The following is a 16836-nucleotide window of genomic DNA, read 5'->3' on the forward strand; positions in this document are numbered from 1 at the left end:
GGAAAAATGAGCAATTTTTGGATTGTTTTTAATGAGCTATTGAACTAAAATTCACCAAAAATTGATCTTGAAAGGTATAAATATGGATACATATTTCGGAAAGATTAAATGTATCAAAATCGGAAAAGTCGTGACCGAACACGTAGGTACATCGGAAATAGAGTTTTTATCCGCTATCAAAAAATATCCGGTTTTAGATGCTTATTTGAGTAAAACGGGATTTATCGGTGATGAGCAGGGCGATACTGAACATCATGGCGGTGAGAATAAAGCGGTACTCTTTTTTTCATCCATCTCTTACAATAGAATCAATGCCCTTTATAACTACAACTTTGAGTTTGACGGTTTAGCCTATTATGGAGAAAATTTGCTTGTCTCACATATGAATGAAGAGAACGTATGTATCGGAGATGTATTAGGAATCGGTGATGCGATTATCGAAGTTTCTCAACCCAGACAGCCGTGCCGAAAACTTTCGACAAATACGGGCGTGAATGCTATGGCAAAAATCATCTATAAGAGTGGATTGAGCGGATGGTATGGGCGGGTGTTGAAAGAAGGGACTCTCAACCAAGATGATATGGTTGTGTTGAAAAAACGTCGTTTTCCTGATCTTACGATCAGTGTGATGAACAAGCTAATGATCGACCCAACGAGTAATCCTATTTTGGTTGAAAAAGCATTGCAAGCCGAAAGTTTAGGAAATGCGTTTAGAACATCATTGGAAAATCGCTATCAGTATGATAGTAATGAACATCTATCTTATCAAACATGGGAATAATATGAAACAGAAATATCTATTGTCTACCTATAAACGTCAAGAGGTGAGCTTTGAGAGAGGTAATAATGCGACTTTATGGGATAGTGAGGGGAAAGAGTACATCGATTTCGCTGCCGGAGTCGCCGTTTGCAGTGTCGGACATGGAAATCGTCGTTTAGCTCGTGCTATCAGTGATCAAGCATCTAAGATTATCCATGTCTCAAACCTCTATCGCATTGCACCTCAGGAAGAATGTGCAAGACGAATCGTTGAGCTTAGTGGATACGATATGAGATGCTTTTTCGGTAATAGCGGTACGGAAGTCAACGAAGGGGCGATTAAAATAGCCCGCAAATACGGAGAGGTTGAAGGCAGAGCAAAACGGTATAAAATCATCACTTTGGAAAACTCTTTTCACGGACGGACAATCACGGCGTTAAAAGCGACAGGGCAAGTGGCAAAACATGATTATTTCGGTCCTTATCCCGATGGATTTGTGTATGCAGCAAACGTTGAAGAGATCGAATCTCTTATCGATGAGATTACGGTAGCCGTCATGATCGAACTCGTACAGGGAGAAGGTGGCGTGCAACCGCTAGATAAACAAAAAGTTCAAAATCTCTCAGCATTGCTAAAATCGAAAGATATACTGCTGATCGTAGATGAAGTGCAGACGGGAATATACCGTTGCGGTAGTTTTTTGGCATCGCATTATTACGGGATTACTCCTGATGTGATAACGTTGGCAAAAGGGTTAGGGGGAGGGGTTCCTATCGGTGTCGTCATGACACGATTGAAAGACATCTTCTCCTACGGTGATCACGGTTCGACATTTGGTGGAAACTATCTCTCCACCGTTGCGGCGAACGAAGTCCTCGATATCTTGGAAGCCTATAACAAAAGCGGCGAAATGATGGAACATCAAAACTATTTTGAAACCTCATTAGAGTCTTTTGCTTCACATTATCCTGATGTTTTTACTGAGCGAGTTGGGATTGGGATGATGCAGGGGCTACGTGTTATCGATGGCGATACTCTCTCTAACATCATCGATATAGCGGTTGAAAAAGGTGTATTAGTCATAAAGTCGGGTAAAAATACATTGCGATTCGTCCCTCCGCTCACGATTAGTACAGATGAAATCGATGAGGGATTTCGACGGCTGAATCTCACAATGCTACAGTTAGCAAAATACTATTGAATGGAGTCACAATGTTTATCATTTCACTTACCTACATCAAGCCGCTCGAAGAGGTTGATGTACTATTAGAAGAGCACATCGCTTATCTTAAAGAGCAGTACGCGCTAGGCAATTTCGTCGCATCGGGGCGCAAAGTTCCCCGCACGGGAGGGGTGATTTTAGCACGTAGTGTCTCACGTGAAGAGATCGAGACCATTATCACCCTCGACCCGTTTTATCGTCATCATGTGGCAGAGTATGAGATCACAGAGTTCAGTCCGACCATGACAGTAGAAGAATTGGAATTTTTGAGGGAATAAGAATGATTCCGATGTGAAACCTGTAGAGGGAGGAGGGGTTTAAAACAAGTGAGTAGTTATAGGTATCATCTGATACCTATTTTGTGACACTTATATTTTGTTATAAATTGCTAATAAGTCCAACTTAGTGCCTTTAGCGCATCAGCTTGAAGTTCTGAATCTTCTAAGTATTTATTTTCAATAGCTTCTTTAATTCCAATTATTGTGTTATTTGTTATTTTATTTACAATAAGTCTTAAAAATACTAAGTATTCTATAAATGTATTATGATCAAATTTTATGGAATAAAAATAGGCGTTAGTTCCTATATGCAATTTCGGGTCATGCTGCTTTAGATATTTTTGCGTCAAAGTACCTCCATTATGAACTATAAGATTTCTATCTGCTAATAACTTATTATATGTATGTATTTCATCTTTGGAGAATATTGTCTTGTTAAATATAGTTTGAAAAAAAGCATTTATTTTTTTAGCATCTCCAAAATCATAACCTTCAGTAATTAAACTACCGAGTCGATTGCTGACATCGTAATTAAAACTTTTTAAATCAGCAGCATCTAACAAAGTATTATAATTTCCTTTTTTTGCTGTTTCCAAAAGGTCCGGATAAATATTAAATATAGTAGCAGCAGTTTCTTTGCAAAAACTTTCGAAATATGCGGTTAAACCTATAAATGAAACTCTAGGGATTATCATTAAAAGATTATCTTCTGAATAATCATCATTGTTGACTAATTCTTCTAGTGGTTTTGTATGCATTTCAAAAACAACTTTTGGAGGCATACCTGAAATAAAATAGTTTAAATAATCGCCATTACTCATTTAGTCTCCATTATGTTTCCAACGACTAAATCAGGTGTACCGTAATCGTCTCACCTGGATTTACTTATTAATCGTTTGTAGATTGATATTCGATTGGTAAGCTGAATTTTATTCTTAAAGACTCTAAATACGTTTCTTCTGTATGACTTGCTTTAGGCTCACCTACGATGATGATTTTCTCTGCTTCTTGGTTTTTAGGCCAGAAAGCATATTCCATTATTTGACCTAAGGCTTGCCTAATGCAAGTCTGTGCAGTTGAAGCAGTTTTAATTTCGTAAAACCAATATTTTTCATTTCTTTGTACGACCAGATCAATACTTCCATTATTAGTTTTGATCTCAGTGCCAACATTGTCTTGTCCATAAATACCAACAAGTTGGTTGTATAATTTCAACTGTAAGTCGTTATGTTTTAGACGAATATTTAATTCTTTTTCGGCAATTGTTCCTGATGTGTTTGATAGTTTTTCAGTACATCCGGGGATAAAGTTAAAATAAGAAGTGTCAAGATTGTTTTCTGAAGAGCTGTTGGCTTTTTCTGTGTATAAATATAGTGGAAGTAAGCGATCAAGAGTCTTTAATACATCATTATACTCAATGTAATCTAAAGGTTGTTTCTTCCCTAGAAAAATAAATATTCCTTCTCTGACTTTTTCTTGTGGGATTGGTGATGGCATGTAATCTTCACTTCTTTCACCTTGGTAATGCCACATTCTTAAGTCGGAGAAAGCTTCGCCATACTCAGAGAGATATTCATTAAACAGAGCTATTTTAGGGATTAGCACATCAATATTTGGAAGTGATTGGCTGCATTCTAATGAGAAAGCAACACCATATCTTAGTTCATTACCTTCTATTCCAATGTTGAATTGTAGTTCCTTTCTTCCTCCATAATGCCAACCCCATTTTTCATATATTGTTCTGTGATCGAATAAATACTTCGACGGAAGCCTTTTTAATCCACCGATTTCTTTTCTTATCTTTTGTAAGCCACCAACTTTATAAGCATTAGCTAGTAAATTAATTTTTTCAGATATTTCTTGGAGTGATTGCATGTTGAACTCCGGTTGTGTTTAACTATTTATTTATACCTAAATGTACCATTTTGGTAGACATTCAAAATGTCATCATATTGGAAACATCCAAGCAAGATTTTTCATATTGGCATATTTTTAAACATTTTACATTGCTTTTCTTAAAATAATTTCCGCATTCCGCTTTTTCAGCATATGAATAAAATTTACCGAAAGCGCGGTACGATACTCGTATCTATTTATGTTATATATTTCATCGGAAGTGGGGCTTAAGCCCCGCTAAAAGCTTTGAATATATTGCAATTTCTAACAAAGTAACTATGCGAGGCTAAAGCCTCCCTTCCAAAAATAGAATTTGATTTGTCAATTTTCAAAAAATAATAAGTGCATAATATCAGATACATAAATATATAATCCCGTTCGTCCTGAAGCAGTCGAAGGGTGATTCATTCATGGTTCGACTAGCTCACCACGAACGGAAAAGTAGGTTATGCAAGAAGTCTATTGATGGAAGAGAATTTTATGGATATATTAAAAATCCCCTTTGTCGAAAAAGTGGGGATAGAACAAGACGAAAAAGGTTTAAAACTCACCTTTCCCTCAGACAATCTAAATCATATCGCTACCGTACACGCAAGCGTACAATTCACTCTAGCAGAAACGGCAAGCGGTGAGGCGTTGCAGAGACTTTTTCCCGATTTGGTTGGTAAGGTTATCCCAGTATTACGCGATTCACAAATCAAATTCAAAAAACCGACAACTGATACCATCTATGCGATAGCTACCGTGAGCGATGAAGAGATAGAGACATTTAAAACTGCACTAGATAAAAAAGGGCGTGCGATGATTGGTGTAGATGTCGAGTTAAGAGATGAGAGTGAAGTTGTGGTGTGTATCGGGAGATTTACGTGGTTTGTGCAAATGATGAATGGAAAATAAGATGAAATATTCAGACAGATACAAACAGGTTAATGTGAAGTAAAAAAATTTAAAAGCGAGAAGTAGGAATGACCCACGCTGTTAATATCGTTAAAAAAACTATATTCATTTTTGCACTATCTATTAGCTTATACGCTTCCGAACCCGATTTTGGAAAATTTGACGGTACGGCAGTCATTGTCGATCTAAATTCTTCGACGAAAACGATTTATGGAAACCACGCCGATGAACGTGTTAGCCCATGCTCGACGTTTAAAATAGTTAACTCCATGATCGCACTAGAATGCGGTGCAGTGCAGAATGAAAATGAAACGATTGTGTGGGATGGAGTGGTACGAGAATATCCGTTTTGGAATCATAATCATACGATGCGTAGTGCTATAGCGGTATCGACGGTTTGGTTTTATCAGGAACTTGCTCGCCGTATTGGTGAGAAGAAGATGGTGGAAATGGTATGCGCAGCAGAGTATGGGAACATGGATACTTCTAAAACCCTCACCAATTTTTGGTTAGGTGGCGGTAGTCTAAAAATATCCCCAAATGAGCAAGTTGACTTCATATCCAAACTGGTGCGTAATCAGCTCCCTTTTACACTACGTTCACAGAGTGTTGTAAAAGAGATCATGAGACTCGATCAACGTGATGGTATGATATTATCAGGCAAAACGGGAAGCTGTGCTGGAATAGGGTGGTTTGTCGGGTTTATCGAGTGGGATGATAATACAAGTCTTTGCGTTTCAAATCCGAGGTGAGGGGGCTAACGGGGCGGAAGCGAAAAAAATCGCGATAAAATTTTGGAAAACGAAAGAAGTACAACCATGACATACCAAGAAATCGACACTTGTCTCCTCTCGAAAAAAGGTTCAACATTCGATTTGTTGATATTTTTGAAGAGATTGATGGGATTAAATAATGAAGTTTATATATGGAAGAATATAAAATGACCGTTATAATTACACTTGCGATTTTAGCATTATGTCTGATTGGATTGCTCCATTTTTATTGGGCAATGGGTGGAAAATTCGCAGCTCTACAAGCGATACCGACAGAAAATGGCAAGCCATTGATAAATCCGGGAAAAATAGCTGCTGTTATGGTAGGATTGGCATTATTTGGATTTGCTTTTGTCGCCTACATGCTCTATTTTTGTGATTTGTCTTCGTCGTACTATCGGGATTATTTCATTATTAGCGGATGGGTTCTATCGGGGATATTTACCCTTCGAGGTATCGGAGAGTTTAATGCGGTCGGATTGTTTAAAAAAATAAAATCATCTGAATTCGCCTATTATGACACCCGTTTTTACACCCCATTTGCTTTAGCAATGGGGTTAGTGTTCGCTGTTTTAGCGTATGGGGCATAATGTAGACTAAATTCTAAATAGCACCAACATTGTCATTGACGAATTTTTTTTGTCATATTAAATCCAATACGACGGATACATCAGCGATTTTTTGAGATTGAGATAAAAGAGTGCGACGATTACTAATATCACAGCTCCAATCAGTGTTGGTGTTATCAAAAATGTCCATGGAGCACCCAATAAAAATACGATGATAGGATTAGACCCTGCAGGAGGATGAACGGTATTGGTAGCGAGCATAACCGCAAGTGCGGTAGCGAGGGCCAACGCCATACTCCACCACATATCGCCGATGATATGAAAGAACAGCAAACCGATCAACGTCGAGAGAAAATGACCTGCAATGACATTGCGTGGTTGGGAAAACGGGCTTTTCGGAAATCCGAACAACAGCACACACGATGCACCGAATGAGCCGAGTACGAGCGGATATTCTAGTGATTGAGTTAAAAACCCGATCAATGCAATAGCAATAAACCCACCGCCCCACGCGAATGCGATATCTTTGAAACTGGCTTTGGAAGCCAATGGGGCATGTTCTCCTCTGAACTTTTGAAAATAGCTTCTCATGATAGCTCCCTTACGTGTTGGTTTTTCATTGAAGAATCCTCCTTGTGTATTTACTAAACAAACGGTTGTTTGATAAGATAAGTAAAAAAAATCAATCGAGCATAGCGATCAATTTTTTCTCGATTTTTAGATAAAGGGTCGAATCGTTATAGAGATTCATCATCATAATCGCCCCTTGTACCGATGCGACCGATTCGACGGCAATCTCTTTTGCCTTTTCTGCTCCGTAGCGATTTTCCATGATGTGGCTCACCGCTCTCTCCCAGTTGTCGAAATAAGCGAGAATCTCTTCTTTAAACAGTGGTAGATCGTGAGATGCTTCGAGTGCGAGATTGCCGAGTAAACACCCTCCAGCACTGTTTAGAAAGTATTCATCAGTTTTTTGGACGAAGAGGGCTATTTTTTCATAGTCGCTCAAGTCGTTACGGTATGCGATGGAGAAAATATGCTCTTCGAAATAGTGGTGGATATATCGTAGTGACTCTAATCCAAGCTCTTCTTTGCTTTTGAAATAGTGGTAGATACTCCCCTTGATCAGTCCGCACGCTTCACCGATCTTTGCCATCGTTGTGTTGTGGTAGCCGTGAAGTTTGAAAAGGGCTATGGAGTCTTTGAGTATCGTATCTTTGTCGGTTTTTACAATAGGCATATATTTATCCAAACGATGGTTTGATAAAAGTGTACCTTTTTTACTATAGATATGTCAATGGCTAAATTAAAAATGGTATCTTCATACAATCTTGAGAAAGAGGTTCTATGATGGCGAAAATGAACCAAGGAGCTTCCATGTTTTCACGACTTATCACTTTCACAACAGCTTTGAGCTTTTCCTCTCTTTTACTAGCGGCTTCGCTTCCCGACATAAAAATGCCCGATAACGGTCTTTCATTTACAATGATCGAGGGGTATCAAGAGTATAAAATCGTAGCATCCCACTGGCGAACCGATAAAAATGAATTGCGCTATGTATTGGCAAATCCAGTCGCCTATAAAGCATTAAAATCCAAAAAAATGCCTCTTCCCGAGGGGAGTAAAATTGTCAAAATCGGGTGGAGTGTCAAACCGATGGGGGCATTTCCTGATGCTCTCGAAGCCGATAAAATTCAGAGGGTTGAGTATATGGTTAAAGATTCTGCGCGGTATAATCAAAACGGCGATCATTGGGGATATGCCCGATATGTGAAAAAAGGAGACGCTTATGTACCGTACGCGAACGGCTCTGCGGAGTGTGTTGCCTGTCATAGTACAGTTAGCGGGAACGATTACCTCTTTAGTGGGTTTCAAGAGACCTTTTAATCGATGAAAAACACGATTTTAATCGTCGAGGATGAAGAGGAAATCGTCCGTCTCATCTGTAACCGTATCGATCCTGAACGTTATGAGGTGATGATTGCCCAAGATGGCAAAGAGGCGTTGGCACAAGTGGCGCGAGAGGTATTCGATATTGCGGTGATTGATATCATGATCCCCTTTATCGACGGTTATGAAGTATCTACTCAGTTACGCCGAAAGTCTAAAGAGACTCTGATCATTATCGTCAGTGCGTTGGGGTCTGAAGAGAACAAACTCAGAGGGTATGAACTCGGAGCCGATGATTTTATCCCTAAACCGTTCTCTCCACGTGAACTGATTGCGAAAATCGATACACTGATCAAACGACGCTACGAGATGATCAACCATCATATCACCGTATTGCGTTCCATCACTCATGATAGGGCAGGTAAAAGAATAGAGATTGAAGGGGAAGTTCTGGCACTGACTCCGAGCGAATATCTTATTTTTGCGACACTTTTGCTCAGGCCCAAAAACATTGTCTCCCGTGATCAGTTAGCGCAGGCAATCTATGATAATGATTTTGGTGAAATCGATGCACGGGGAATCGATACCCATATCTACAACCTCCGCAAAAAAATAGCCTCTATCACCTCACAGCCGATTATCCATACCGAACGCTCTCTAGGGTACACCATCCATGAGTTTTAAATCTCTCCTGATTCTCGTATATTCTCTCGCGGGACTTTTAATCGCACTGTTCAGTGCCTTTATGACCTATCTCATCATTGGTGAGCCGATAGGAATGAAGATGTTTTCTAAAATTGCTTTGGTCGTAGTGGTAGCATTACCAGTTATTGCTTTTATCAGCTATGGTGTAGGGAGATATTTTTTCGGAAAATTTGAGGGAATACGCTACCGATTGGATCAGATTGCACACGGTAATTTTCTCTCGATTGAGCCGCAGGAACGTATCGCCGATGTTGAGCGAATTCATCGCTCCATAACACTCCTCTCTGAACGCTTATCGGAACTGATCGAATCCTTACGACGACAAAACGAGACAATCTCTAACATGACCCTCTCGCTGGCGCATGATATTAAAACACCGCTCATGATTATCAACGGCTATCTCGAAGAGATACGAGACGGCTTGATTTCTCCCGAAGATTTACCGAAAATCGTGGATAAAATGGGATCAGAGTGTGGTTATATCGACGATCTCACGAGTGATGTGTTGGTGTATCTATCATCAATGAATCCGAACCGTGAACGTGAACAGGTTGTTATCTATGACGTTGTTCATGAGATTTTACCACTGATTGTCCTCTCTGCTGATACACGTTGGAATATTGACCTACCTCGTGAAGTGATTGTCGAGTTTAATCGGATGGATTTGAAAAAAGTATTAATGAATTTGCTTCATAACAGTGCTAAATTTACCTCACATGGTGTGATAACGATTCGCATAGACGATGAGAAAATCATTATCGAAGATACAGGATGTGGAATCGATCCACTATTTTCCCCCCGCTTATTTGAGCCCTACAGCACTGCGGATACGAGTCGAAACCGTCAAAAAAGTGGGTTGGGTTTGGGGTTGAGCATCACTAAAAATCTCGTACTCAATAACGGCTATGAGCTAGTTTTTGATGAGATGATTATGGTGGGTACACGAGCAATTATTAGATGTCAGACCGAATCATAACATCCCCAGTTCAGTAAAAATTCCTTCATATCACTGATTTTCATGAGAGATTGGTCTGCATCATAATATTCTCCTATCTACGCTATGAATTTGAAGGTAAGAGTTTTGATAGCATCATAAATGCCCATTTGAGTATGTATCTCTTTGATTTTTAGTGTTACCCATACCAAAGCCAGTGCTGTGATCATCAACGATTCCATAGTATTCCCCTTTACGGTGTTAATTTAGATTTTGCTATGATGCACTACTCATTGGACAACATAGTGTCTGTTTAAAGGATTGATATGGGACAAATTCATGACTACGATAAAATCCTCACCCGTTTGACGATTATTCTTCAACGCTTGTATGAGGGAGAGGTGTTATCGGTTCAGGATTTGGCCGAGGAGTTCAATGTCTCCACCAAAACCATACAGCGGGATTTCAATCAAAGATTGATCCGTTTTCCGATAGAGAAGCAGGGGAGCAAGTGGAAGATGCAGTTGGGTCATTCACTCACCAAAGAGCGAACCCCTGAAGAGGCACTAGTCTTAGAGATGCTGGGCAATATCGCTGAGGGGATAGGAAGTGAATTTGGTGTCAAAGCCAAATCACTCTTCTCCAAACTCCAAAACAACACTAAAAACCCTATCTACTCTAAAACCATCATCGAAGATATCTCCGATAAACTGGGACACTTTCATATCATCGAACAAGCCATTATGGAAAACAAGATGGTACGGTTTCATTACAACAATAAAATCCGTCATGTCCACCCTTATAAAATAGTCTCTTTTGAAGGGTACTGGTATCTCTATGGAGAAGAGTTCATGGAGAGTAAACTAAAAACCTATTATTTCAAAGGGATCGATCATCTTGAAATCACACCAGAAATTTTCATCCCTAACGATGCAACGTACCGGATACTGGAGCGTGCTATAAACGCATGGTTTGAGCCCGATAAAGAACCGTTTGAAGTGACTCTCAAAGCCTCCCCTGAAATCGCCAAATACTTTCATCGCAGACCGCTTGCCAGTACCCAGAGAATCCTAAAGACTTATGAAGATGGAAGTATGGAGATCGAAGTGTTTGCCACCTCTGAGCGTGAGATTATGCAAGAGGTCAAGAAATGGATGCCCGATCTCATCATCATCTCTCCCAAACCCTTAGCCCTCAAAGCCAAAAGCCTTGCAGATAGCTTTTTGAATCGTCAGATTGAAGAGTTGATTGGGTAGTATTGGAGAATGGGCTTGAGTCATGTGGTAATCAGAAATCTGCAAAAAATGCTTTTAAGTATTTCTTAAAAAAATACTCATTAGAATTTGGGTCAAGGAATCGGTTCCGTCGCTTGGCAATGTAGGTTGCGCAAGGTAAAAATGCCTTCTAACTGAAAAACTTCAAATAGTAAATTCTGCTTATTATCCCACACCTATACATTCTTATAACAAGGCATTTCATGCTAAAAAAATTCGTTTTAAGTCCGTATGCTGTTGAGTGTAACGGCAGTCCTCGATTCGTTGCCATCCCTGTGGTTGGATTAAATCCTGATATGATTAAACAAGGCTATCGTGATTTGCAAAGATCAGATTTGTCATTGAAGAAGAATGACTATTTAAATCGTGTCTCCGATGCAATAGGTATTTATCCATGGGGTAAATATGAGTCATTTTATGAGAACAGCGTTGTTCCTTTTCTTGAGCAACATGGTTTAACGTTTTATGCTTTGGATTACGGAGTTGATCTGCTAGATAATCGCTTCACACTTCGTTCTATTGCCGACAGGCTTTTCTTTTCGGATCGTCCTATCCCTAAAGCGATATTCACAGGATATGGTTGTAATATCGATCATGAGCATTTTTATAATCCGGGTGTAGTGTTTGGAAAACCGGTGAAATCATATGATGAAATTGTTTTAGAGGCAAATGTCGACTTATTGATACCATTTAGACATAAAAATAATTTTTTTGGTATTTTTAATAATCTGCTTGGCGATGTTTTTATTCTAAATCATTCCCATGAAGATGATCGATATATAGTAACTTCCTACCCTCAAAATGGCGAAAAATACAAGACCAATGAGAGTATGATAGAAGATGCTAAAGAGCTCAAAAAGCTAATGTTGCAGTGTGCAAAAGGGTGGGTAGAGGTCATTCCTTTTCCATTTAACGATAATCACATCTTCCTAAAAACTCAAGATGGCGTATATGATTTTGTATTCAAACATTTAAGGGATTCGGACTTTGAAGACAAATCGCCGTTTAGGCCTTATTTGAATCATGACCGTATTCCATCGGTGATGAATGAAACTTACAACTTTGCCAGATGGCTCTATTTTGGCAGAAAAGAAGACGATTCAAAGAAGAAACAGCAAGACGAACGTAGATCGTATTGGCTTGAAAAACTTCAGCATCATGCAGATATAGATTTCTATGAATCCGGTGGCGGTATACATCCCGGGTATGAGCATTTGTTGAAAAATTATTTCGAAAAAATGGGGGAGTACTCATACACCAAAAAAACAAAATCGGATCAACTACCCGGTTTTAAAGAAATCGAGATTGCGAACGGTAAAGTATTGTTTACTTCAGACCTGATTACGGTCGGAGAGTTTTCAGAATTTTATAATGAAGAATCCTCCGGTGTAAAAAGCTATCGAGAAAAGCGACATACAGAGAATGATATTTGGGAAACAGTCAATTTTGAACCTGATACTTATCCGGTAGCTGTGACCTATTATGATGCTGTTGCCTATTGCCGATGGTATGAATTGAAACATAATGCTCCGGTGCGGCTCTTATCGGCCATTGAATGGTATGAGATGTTCGATAATCCTTTTAAAGTGTCTGATTTGAATGGGTTAAATCGATGGTCTGATGATCTAATATGTTTTACTCCGGCAAATGATGTCATTGAAGACATTACTAAACCCAGAAATGATTTTCAGGAAATTTATGTCCGTTTCAAAAATCCGCCTGAAATGATTCCACAGAGTAATGGTTTACAGTTATGTATCAATCACCATTTTTCTGAATGGCTTTTGGAGTTTAATGGGCACGATGCAGCAATGGTTACACCTTCATTGATGAAGCCGTTGACTTTATCCTTCTTGTTCGGAGATGAGCTATCCACACCATCCTTTCCGGCAACAAGTACCGGGAAATACAAATCCCAAAAAATCGGCTTTAGGATCTGTTATGAGAAATGATCCTAAAACAATTGCACTGTATATTGATTGCGAAAATATCAGCTACAAACGGCTTGATCAAATTATCGAGCAACTCTCCTCTTACGGGGAGATTATTATTCGCAGAGCCTATGGAAACTGGCAAAAAGAAGTATTGAAAGGATGGTCAAGAGAACTTCAAAATCACGCTGTTAGAAGAATTCATCATGATGAGTATGTAACGGGGAAAAATGCGAGTGATATTGATATGACAATAGAAATAACAGAAACTCTCTTGACGAAAAACATTGATATATTCGCATTGGCTACAAGTGACAGTGATTTTACACCATTGGTGACAAAGTTACGAGAGCATGGAAAGACAGTACTGTGTTTTGGAGAGAACAAAGCATCACAGTCATTTAAGAAAGTCTGCTCGGATTTTATTTGTTTTGATTTACAGATTCAACAGAAAACTCGAAAAGAATTACGGCAGGACACAAGGCTTGTCAATATGCTTCGTAACGCAGTGAATGAAGAAAAAAATGAAAATGCTCAAGCCAGTTTTTTTTCTGTTGAAGCTAATTTGAAAAGAAACGGGTTTTCCGCGACAACTTTTGGATATGAAAAATTGAGCAATTTACTCAAAGAGATTGATATATTTGAAATTGATGTGAAGCAGGGGCTGCACAAGGCTGTTCTTTGGGACAAAAGAGTACGGAATCATGGTTGAGTATGGGTAATAAATTTAATCAATAAACGGACACAACGGTGTCCCACCACTCCTTTACACTGCCATCATCAAAACGTATAGGATTACACGATGAAACACAACAGTGACGTAACACAAACTCCATGGATGGAGAGAGCAAAAAGTTCATTGTCGCAATGGATATTTTTTGCGTTTTAATACAATGGTTAGTAAAAATATATTTAAATGTCTTAGCTAAGGAGAAGCGCTTTGTTATTACACACAAACGTCGAATAGTGAGGGAGAGAATAGAACGGTAGCTTTTACAAATGGTTTTGAATTAGTTATTTATATTACCTCTTTTAACTTGATAAGCAATTTGCTCTCTTCTTCACTACCATCCGTTGCAAATCGTATGATAGGGATACTATATTTGTCTAAAATACGATCTTTTAATGCATCTCTTTGCAATTGTTTAGGATTATTTGCGTGAAATGCAAAACCATCTACCTCAATTGCTAAAACTGATTGTTTAGTAACTTTATTATAGATAAGAAAATCTATATGAGAGGATTTTTCGACAAAGTCAGCTTCACTTTTATCCAATTTGCCTGTATCTTTAATCACGAGATTTAATCGGTAATTTACATGACAATCCAGATTTGAATATTGTTCAAGCTTGAGCACTTTTTCAATGATAACATGCATTAAATTTTCAGATTGATAATTTGAAATTTTTTTAATTTCACCTAGGTATTTTTTTAAGTAGGGTGCATAGTTTTGGTATAACAAGTCAAAAATTGAATAAGTTTTACTATCCGTAATTTCGAAGTTGTTATATCGGATATAGTTCACCAAATCTTTCATATTTTTATTTTTTTCACGATCAGATACTACAATATAGAGTTGGTCTTTTGCCCTTGATACAGCGACATTAAGTAAATTTGGATCATCTGCGAACTCATTTTCCTGGTCTACTACGGTTGTAATTATGATAATGTCTTTTTCTCTACCTTGATATTTATGTACGGTATCGATTTCAATGCCTAACTCTTGTACGATTTCACTTGATAACTTCGTTACTTGATCTCGAAAAGGCGAAATAACTCCTAGGCTTTTTACGTTTAAACACGGTAGAATTTCATTTTTTATGACATCGATTTGGCGTTGGTTTGAGTTACCTCTTGCATGATTGCCCTCTGCTGTATTCACTAAAACCAAGGGGCTTTCAGAATTCTCTTCTTTTGATAATATTATCAATTCATTGTCGTAAAATTTTTTATTGCAAAAATCGATGATCTTAGGATGACATCTATAGTGCTCTTTAAGTAACGTCTTGGGTACATCGTCAAAAACCTTTAATGCAGAAGCAAGAAGACTATTTTTATAATGATAGGATGTGGCTAATCCATAATCATAAAAGACATTATCAACGATATTTTCAACATCTTTAGTAACAATATGTGGAAGTTGTTTTAGATCACCGACAATCACAACATTCTTCGCACAAGATAATGCAAGAGCACCGGCTACAATATCTACTTGAGATGCTTCATCAATAATCAAATAATCGTATAAAAAGTTCTCTTTAGTACAGTTTCGCAATGAATGTGTGGTGCTTAAAACAACGGGATACTCATTTATGAAGCCTTCGAAACTTTTTTTAAAAGTATCTTTTGCAAATTGTGGTTTTTGTTGGTTCAGATGGTATTTTTGTGATAAATGCAGTTCTAATAATCTCATTGAGTCGGCTGTATACTGCTTCAACATCTTTTCAAAATTTGCATTTTTTAATAGATTTTCTAATCTAAAAATAGTATTTTTTAGTTCTTTTTCTTTAACCTCGTAAAAGCATTTTTGTAGGACAAGAATAATCTCTTCCAACGGGTATTGGTACAAGCTAAAAGAAAAGATTTTGTATTTAAAAAGTGCTTTTATTTTAAAGAAAAAAGTGATTTTTTTATCGTGTAACAGTAAAGAATCAAACTCAGCCCAAAGTGATAGCACTTTATTTAAACTTTGTTTGGAAAAACTCACCTCATGACTACCTATGTCTACCGCTCTAGTTACAAACATATCCATGAAGTGCTTTTTTTCAGTTTTTAATTCCTCTAGTTCTTGAGACGCATTTGACAAATCGTTGTTCGCTTGTAGCATCTCTTTAATGTACGCAATATTCTTCTCTAGTGCATCACGATTATCGATAGAATCGTTTGTTACTTTATTAAAACTTTGCGGGTATGTTTTTTGTTGATTGGCAAAAAAAGCTTCTTGATTTTTCTTATTTCCCAACATAGCTGCAAAAAAAGAGAGATTGTTTGCATCGAGTTTATCATACACATTTTGTATCGCTGTATTGTTATTTGATACTACCGAAACCGTTTTATCATTCATCAATAGATTCGCGATGATATTTAAGATGGTTTGTGTTTTTCCAGTACCTGGTGGACCTTCGATGATACTCACTTGATTGCTCAATGCTTTTGTGACGGCAATTTCTTGACTCAAATTTAACCCGAATGGAAAAATACTTATTTTTGTGTTTTGATGCTTTTGAATGGGATCAAATTGTAGATATTTTGAAAGCACACTCTCTTCACTGAGATGTGAAATCCTATCGTATTGCTTATCTAAAAAATCATTCTCATCGCTTTTTATGCTCTTAGCCAAAGCTTTTAGATAATCAAAGGTATTTTTGGCATTTTTTTGTACAAGTGCATTGTTCTCAAAACGCAATTCTTGTCTGCTGTATAGAGAAATTCGTCCACCCTCATAAAATATTTTTAGATACATCCCAAAGTCCAAAATTTTGAGAATATTGAATAAACATGTATCCCGTAAATAGATATGGCAAGAATTAGGGTCGATATCTTTAGGGTCTTTATACATCGAAACCCTAGTTTTGCTATATGGATAGATTTTGTCATTGGATTTAAATTGTACTTTTATTATTGATGGAGAATCATCCATAGTTACTATGTCAGATGTTTTGTCTTTTCCATCGATCAAAATTAAGTGGTTATTTTCATCCATAACG

General features: G+C 37.9%; 18 protein-coding genes. 12 read left to right on the forward strand and 6 right to left on the reverse strand.

Features of this window, described 5'->3' with window-relative positions; genetic code table 11:
* The first annotated feature begins 82 nt into the window (after positions 1-82).
* The 3 genes from PHI47_RS10525 to PHI47_RS10535 are packed head-to-tail and all read left to right on the forward strand — an operon-like array spanning position 83 to position 2260.
* Positions 83-781, forward strand: coding sequence for an MOSC domain-containing protein (locus PHI47_RS10525; protein ID WP_299936915.1), 699 nt, complete (start codon positions 83-85; stop codon positions 779-781).
* Position 782: 1 nt separating this feature from the next.
* Positions 783-1961, forward strand: a complete 1179-nt coding sequence (locus PHI47_RS10530; RefSeq protein ID WP_299936918.1) for an aspartate aminotransferase family protein — start codon at positions 783-785, stop codon at positions 1959-1961.
* A gap of 11 nt (positions 1962-1972) precedes the next feature.
* Complete coding sequence (locus PHI47_RS10535; protein WP_299936920.1) at positions 1973-2260, forward strand: YciI family protein; 288 nt, start codon at positions 1973-1975, stop codon at positions 2258-2260.
* A gap of 110 nt (positions 2261-2370) precedes the next feature.
* Here the strand turns inward: PHI47_RS10535 and PHI47_RS10540 are convergent, their stop codons facing one another.
* Both PHI47_RS10540 and PHI47_RS10545 read right to left on the reverse strand, forming a co-directional pair.
* The gene (locus tag PHI47_RS10540; protein ID WP_299936923.1) at positions 2371-3081 is read right to left on the reverse strand and encodes a hypothetical protein; all 711 of its coding nucleotides are present in this window, start codon (positions 3079-3081) and stop codon (positions 2371-2373) included.
* A 67-nt stretch (positions 3082-3148) separates the two neighbouring features.
* The gene (locus PHI47_RS10545) at positions 3149-4135 is read right to left on the reverse strand and encodes a hypothetical protein (RefSeq protein WP_299936926.1); all 987 of its coding nucleotides are present in this window, start codon (positions 4133-4135) and stop codon (positions 3149-3151) included.
* Between the two features lie 486 nt (positions 4136-4621).
* Here PHI47_RS10545 and PHI47_RS10550 point away from each other — a divergent pair, with 486 nt between their 5' ends.
* From PHI47_RS10550 to PHI47_RS10560, 3 genes are all read left to right on the forward strand, one after another.
* Positions 4622-5053: a YiiD C-terminal domain-containing protein gene (locus tag PHI47_RS10550; protein WP_299936927.1), complete on the forward strand. Its 432-nt coding sequence runs from the start codon at positions 4622-4624 to the stop codon at positions 5051-5053.
* A gap of 68 nt (positions 5054-5121) precedes the next feature.
* The gene (locus PHI47_RS10555; RefSeq protein WP_299936930.1) at positions 5122-5805 is read left to right on the forward strand and encodes a penicillin-binding transpeptidase domain-containing protein; all 684 of its coding nucleotides are present in this window, start codon (positions 5122-5124) and stop codon (positions 5803-5805) included.
* A 188-nt stretch (positions 5806-5993) separates the two neighbouring features.
* Positions 5994-6416, forward strand: coding sequence for a DUF3995 domain-containing protein (locus PHI47_RS10560; protein WP_299936933.1), 423 nt, complete (start codon positions 5994-5996; stop codon positions 6414-6416).
* Positions 6417-6473: 57 nt separating this feature from the next.
* Here PHI47_RS10560 and PHI47_RS10565 read toward each other — a convergent pair whose 3' ends face one another.
* A complete protein-coding gene (locus PHI47_RS10565) occupies positions 6474-6986 on the reverse strand; it encodes an HPP family protein (protein ID WP_299936936.1) in 513 nt (170 codons plus the stop codon).
* 91 nt (positions 6987-7077) lie between these two features.
* Positions 7078-7635, reverse strand: coding sequence for a TetR/AcrR family transcriptional regulator (locus PHI47_RS10570; RefSeq protein WP_299936939.1), 558 nt, complete (start codon positions 7633-7635; stop codon positions 7078-7080).
* A gap of 137 nt (positions 7636-7772) precedes the next feature.
* Between PHI47_RS10570 and PHI47_RS10575 the strand changes: the two genes are divergently transcribed.
* Genes PHI47_RS10575 through PHI47_RS10585 form a run of 3 tightly spaced genes read left to right on the forward strand, consistent with a single transcriptional unit; the run spans position 7773 to position 9966 of the window.
* Entirely contained in the window at positions 7773-8282 is a 510-nt protein-coding gene (locus tag PHI47_RS10575) for a cytochrome P460 family protein (protein ID WP_299936942.1), read from the forward strand.
* A gap of 3 nt (positions 8283-8285) precedes the next feature.
* Entirely contained in the window at positions 8286-8969 is a 684-nt protein-coding gene (locus PHI47_RS10580) for a response regulator transcription factor (protein ID WP_299936945.1), read from the forward strand.
* The gene (locus tag PHI47_RS10585) at positions 8959-9966 is read left to right on the forward strand and encodes a HAMP domain-containing sensor histidine kinase (RefSeq protein WP_299936948.1); all 1008 of its coding nucleotides are present in this window, start codon (positions 8959-8961) and stop codon (positions 9964-9966) included. Before PHI47_RS10580 ends, PHI47_RS10585 begins: the two co-directional genes overlap by 11 nt.
* A 77-nt stretch (positions 9967-10043) precedes the next feature.
* Here PHI47_RS10585 and PHI47_RS10590 read toward each other — a convergent pair whose 3' ends face one another.
* Complete coding sequence (locus tag PHI47_RS10590; protein ID WP_299936951.1) at positions 10044-10166, reverse strand: hypothetical protein; 123 nt, start codon at positions 10164-10166, stop codon at positions 10044-10046.
* An 84-nt stretch (positions 10167-10250) separates the two neighbouring features.
* Between PHI47_RS10590 and PHI47_RS10595 the strand changes: the two genes are divergently transcribed.
* The 3 genes from PHI47_RS10595 to PHI47_RS10605 all read left to right on the forward strand — a co-directional run bounded on the left by PHI47_RS10595 (position 10251) and on the right by PHI47_RS10605 (position 13841).
* Positions 10251-11180 (forward strand): WYL domain-containing protein, encoded by a 930-nt coding sequence (locus PHI47_RS10595; protein WP_299936953.1) that lies wholly within the window; start codon positions 10251-10253, stop codon positions 11178-11180.
* A 221-nt stretch (positions 11181-11401) separates the two neighbouring features.
* On the forward strand, positions 11402-13150 hold the full coding sequence (locus PHI47_RS10600; RefSeq protein WP_299936955.1) for an SUMF1/EgtB/PvdO family nonheme iron enzyme: 1749 nt from the start codon (positions 11402-11404) through the stop codon (positions 13148-13150).
* Positions 13140-13841, forward strand: coding sequence for an NYN domain-containing protein (locus tag PHI47_RS10605; RefSeq protein ID WP_299936957.1), 702 nt, complete (start codon positions 13140-13142; stop codon positions 13839-13841). The genes PHI47_RS10600 and PHI47_RS10605 overlap by 11 nt, the downstream gene beginning before the upstream one ends.
* Positions 13842-14147: 306 nt before the next feature.
* Here PHI47_RS10605 and PHI47_RS10610 read toward each other — a convergent pair whose 3' ends face one another.
* On the reverse strand, positions 14148-16832 hold the full coding sequence (locus tag PHI47_RS10610; protein WP_299936960.1) for an AAA domain-containing protein: 2685 nt from the start codon (positions 16830-16832) through the stop codon (positions 14148-14150).
* Positions 16833-16836: the final 4 nt, after the last annotated feature.

It is taken from the genome of Sulfuricurvum sp. (genome assembly GCF_028713855.1).
In the GTDB taxonomy this organism is placed as follows: Bacteria; Campylobacterota; Campylobacteria; order Campylobacterales; family Sulfurimonadaceae; genus Sulfuricurvum.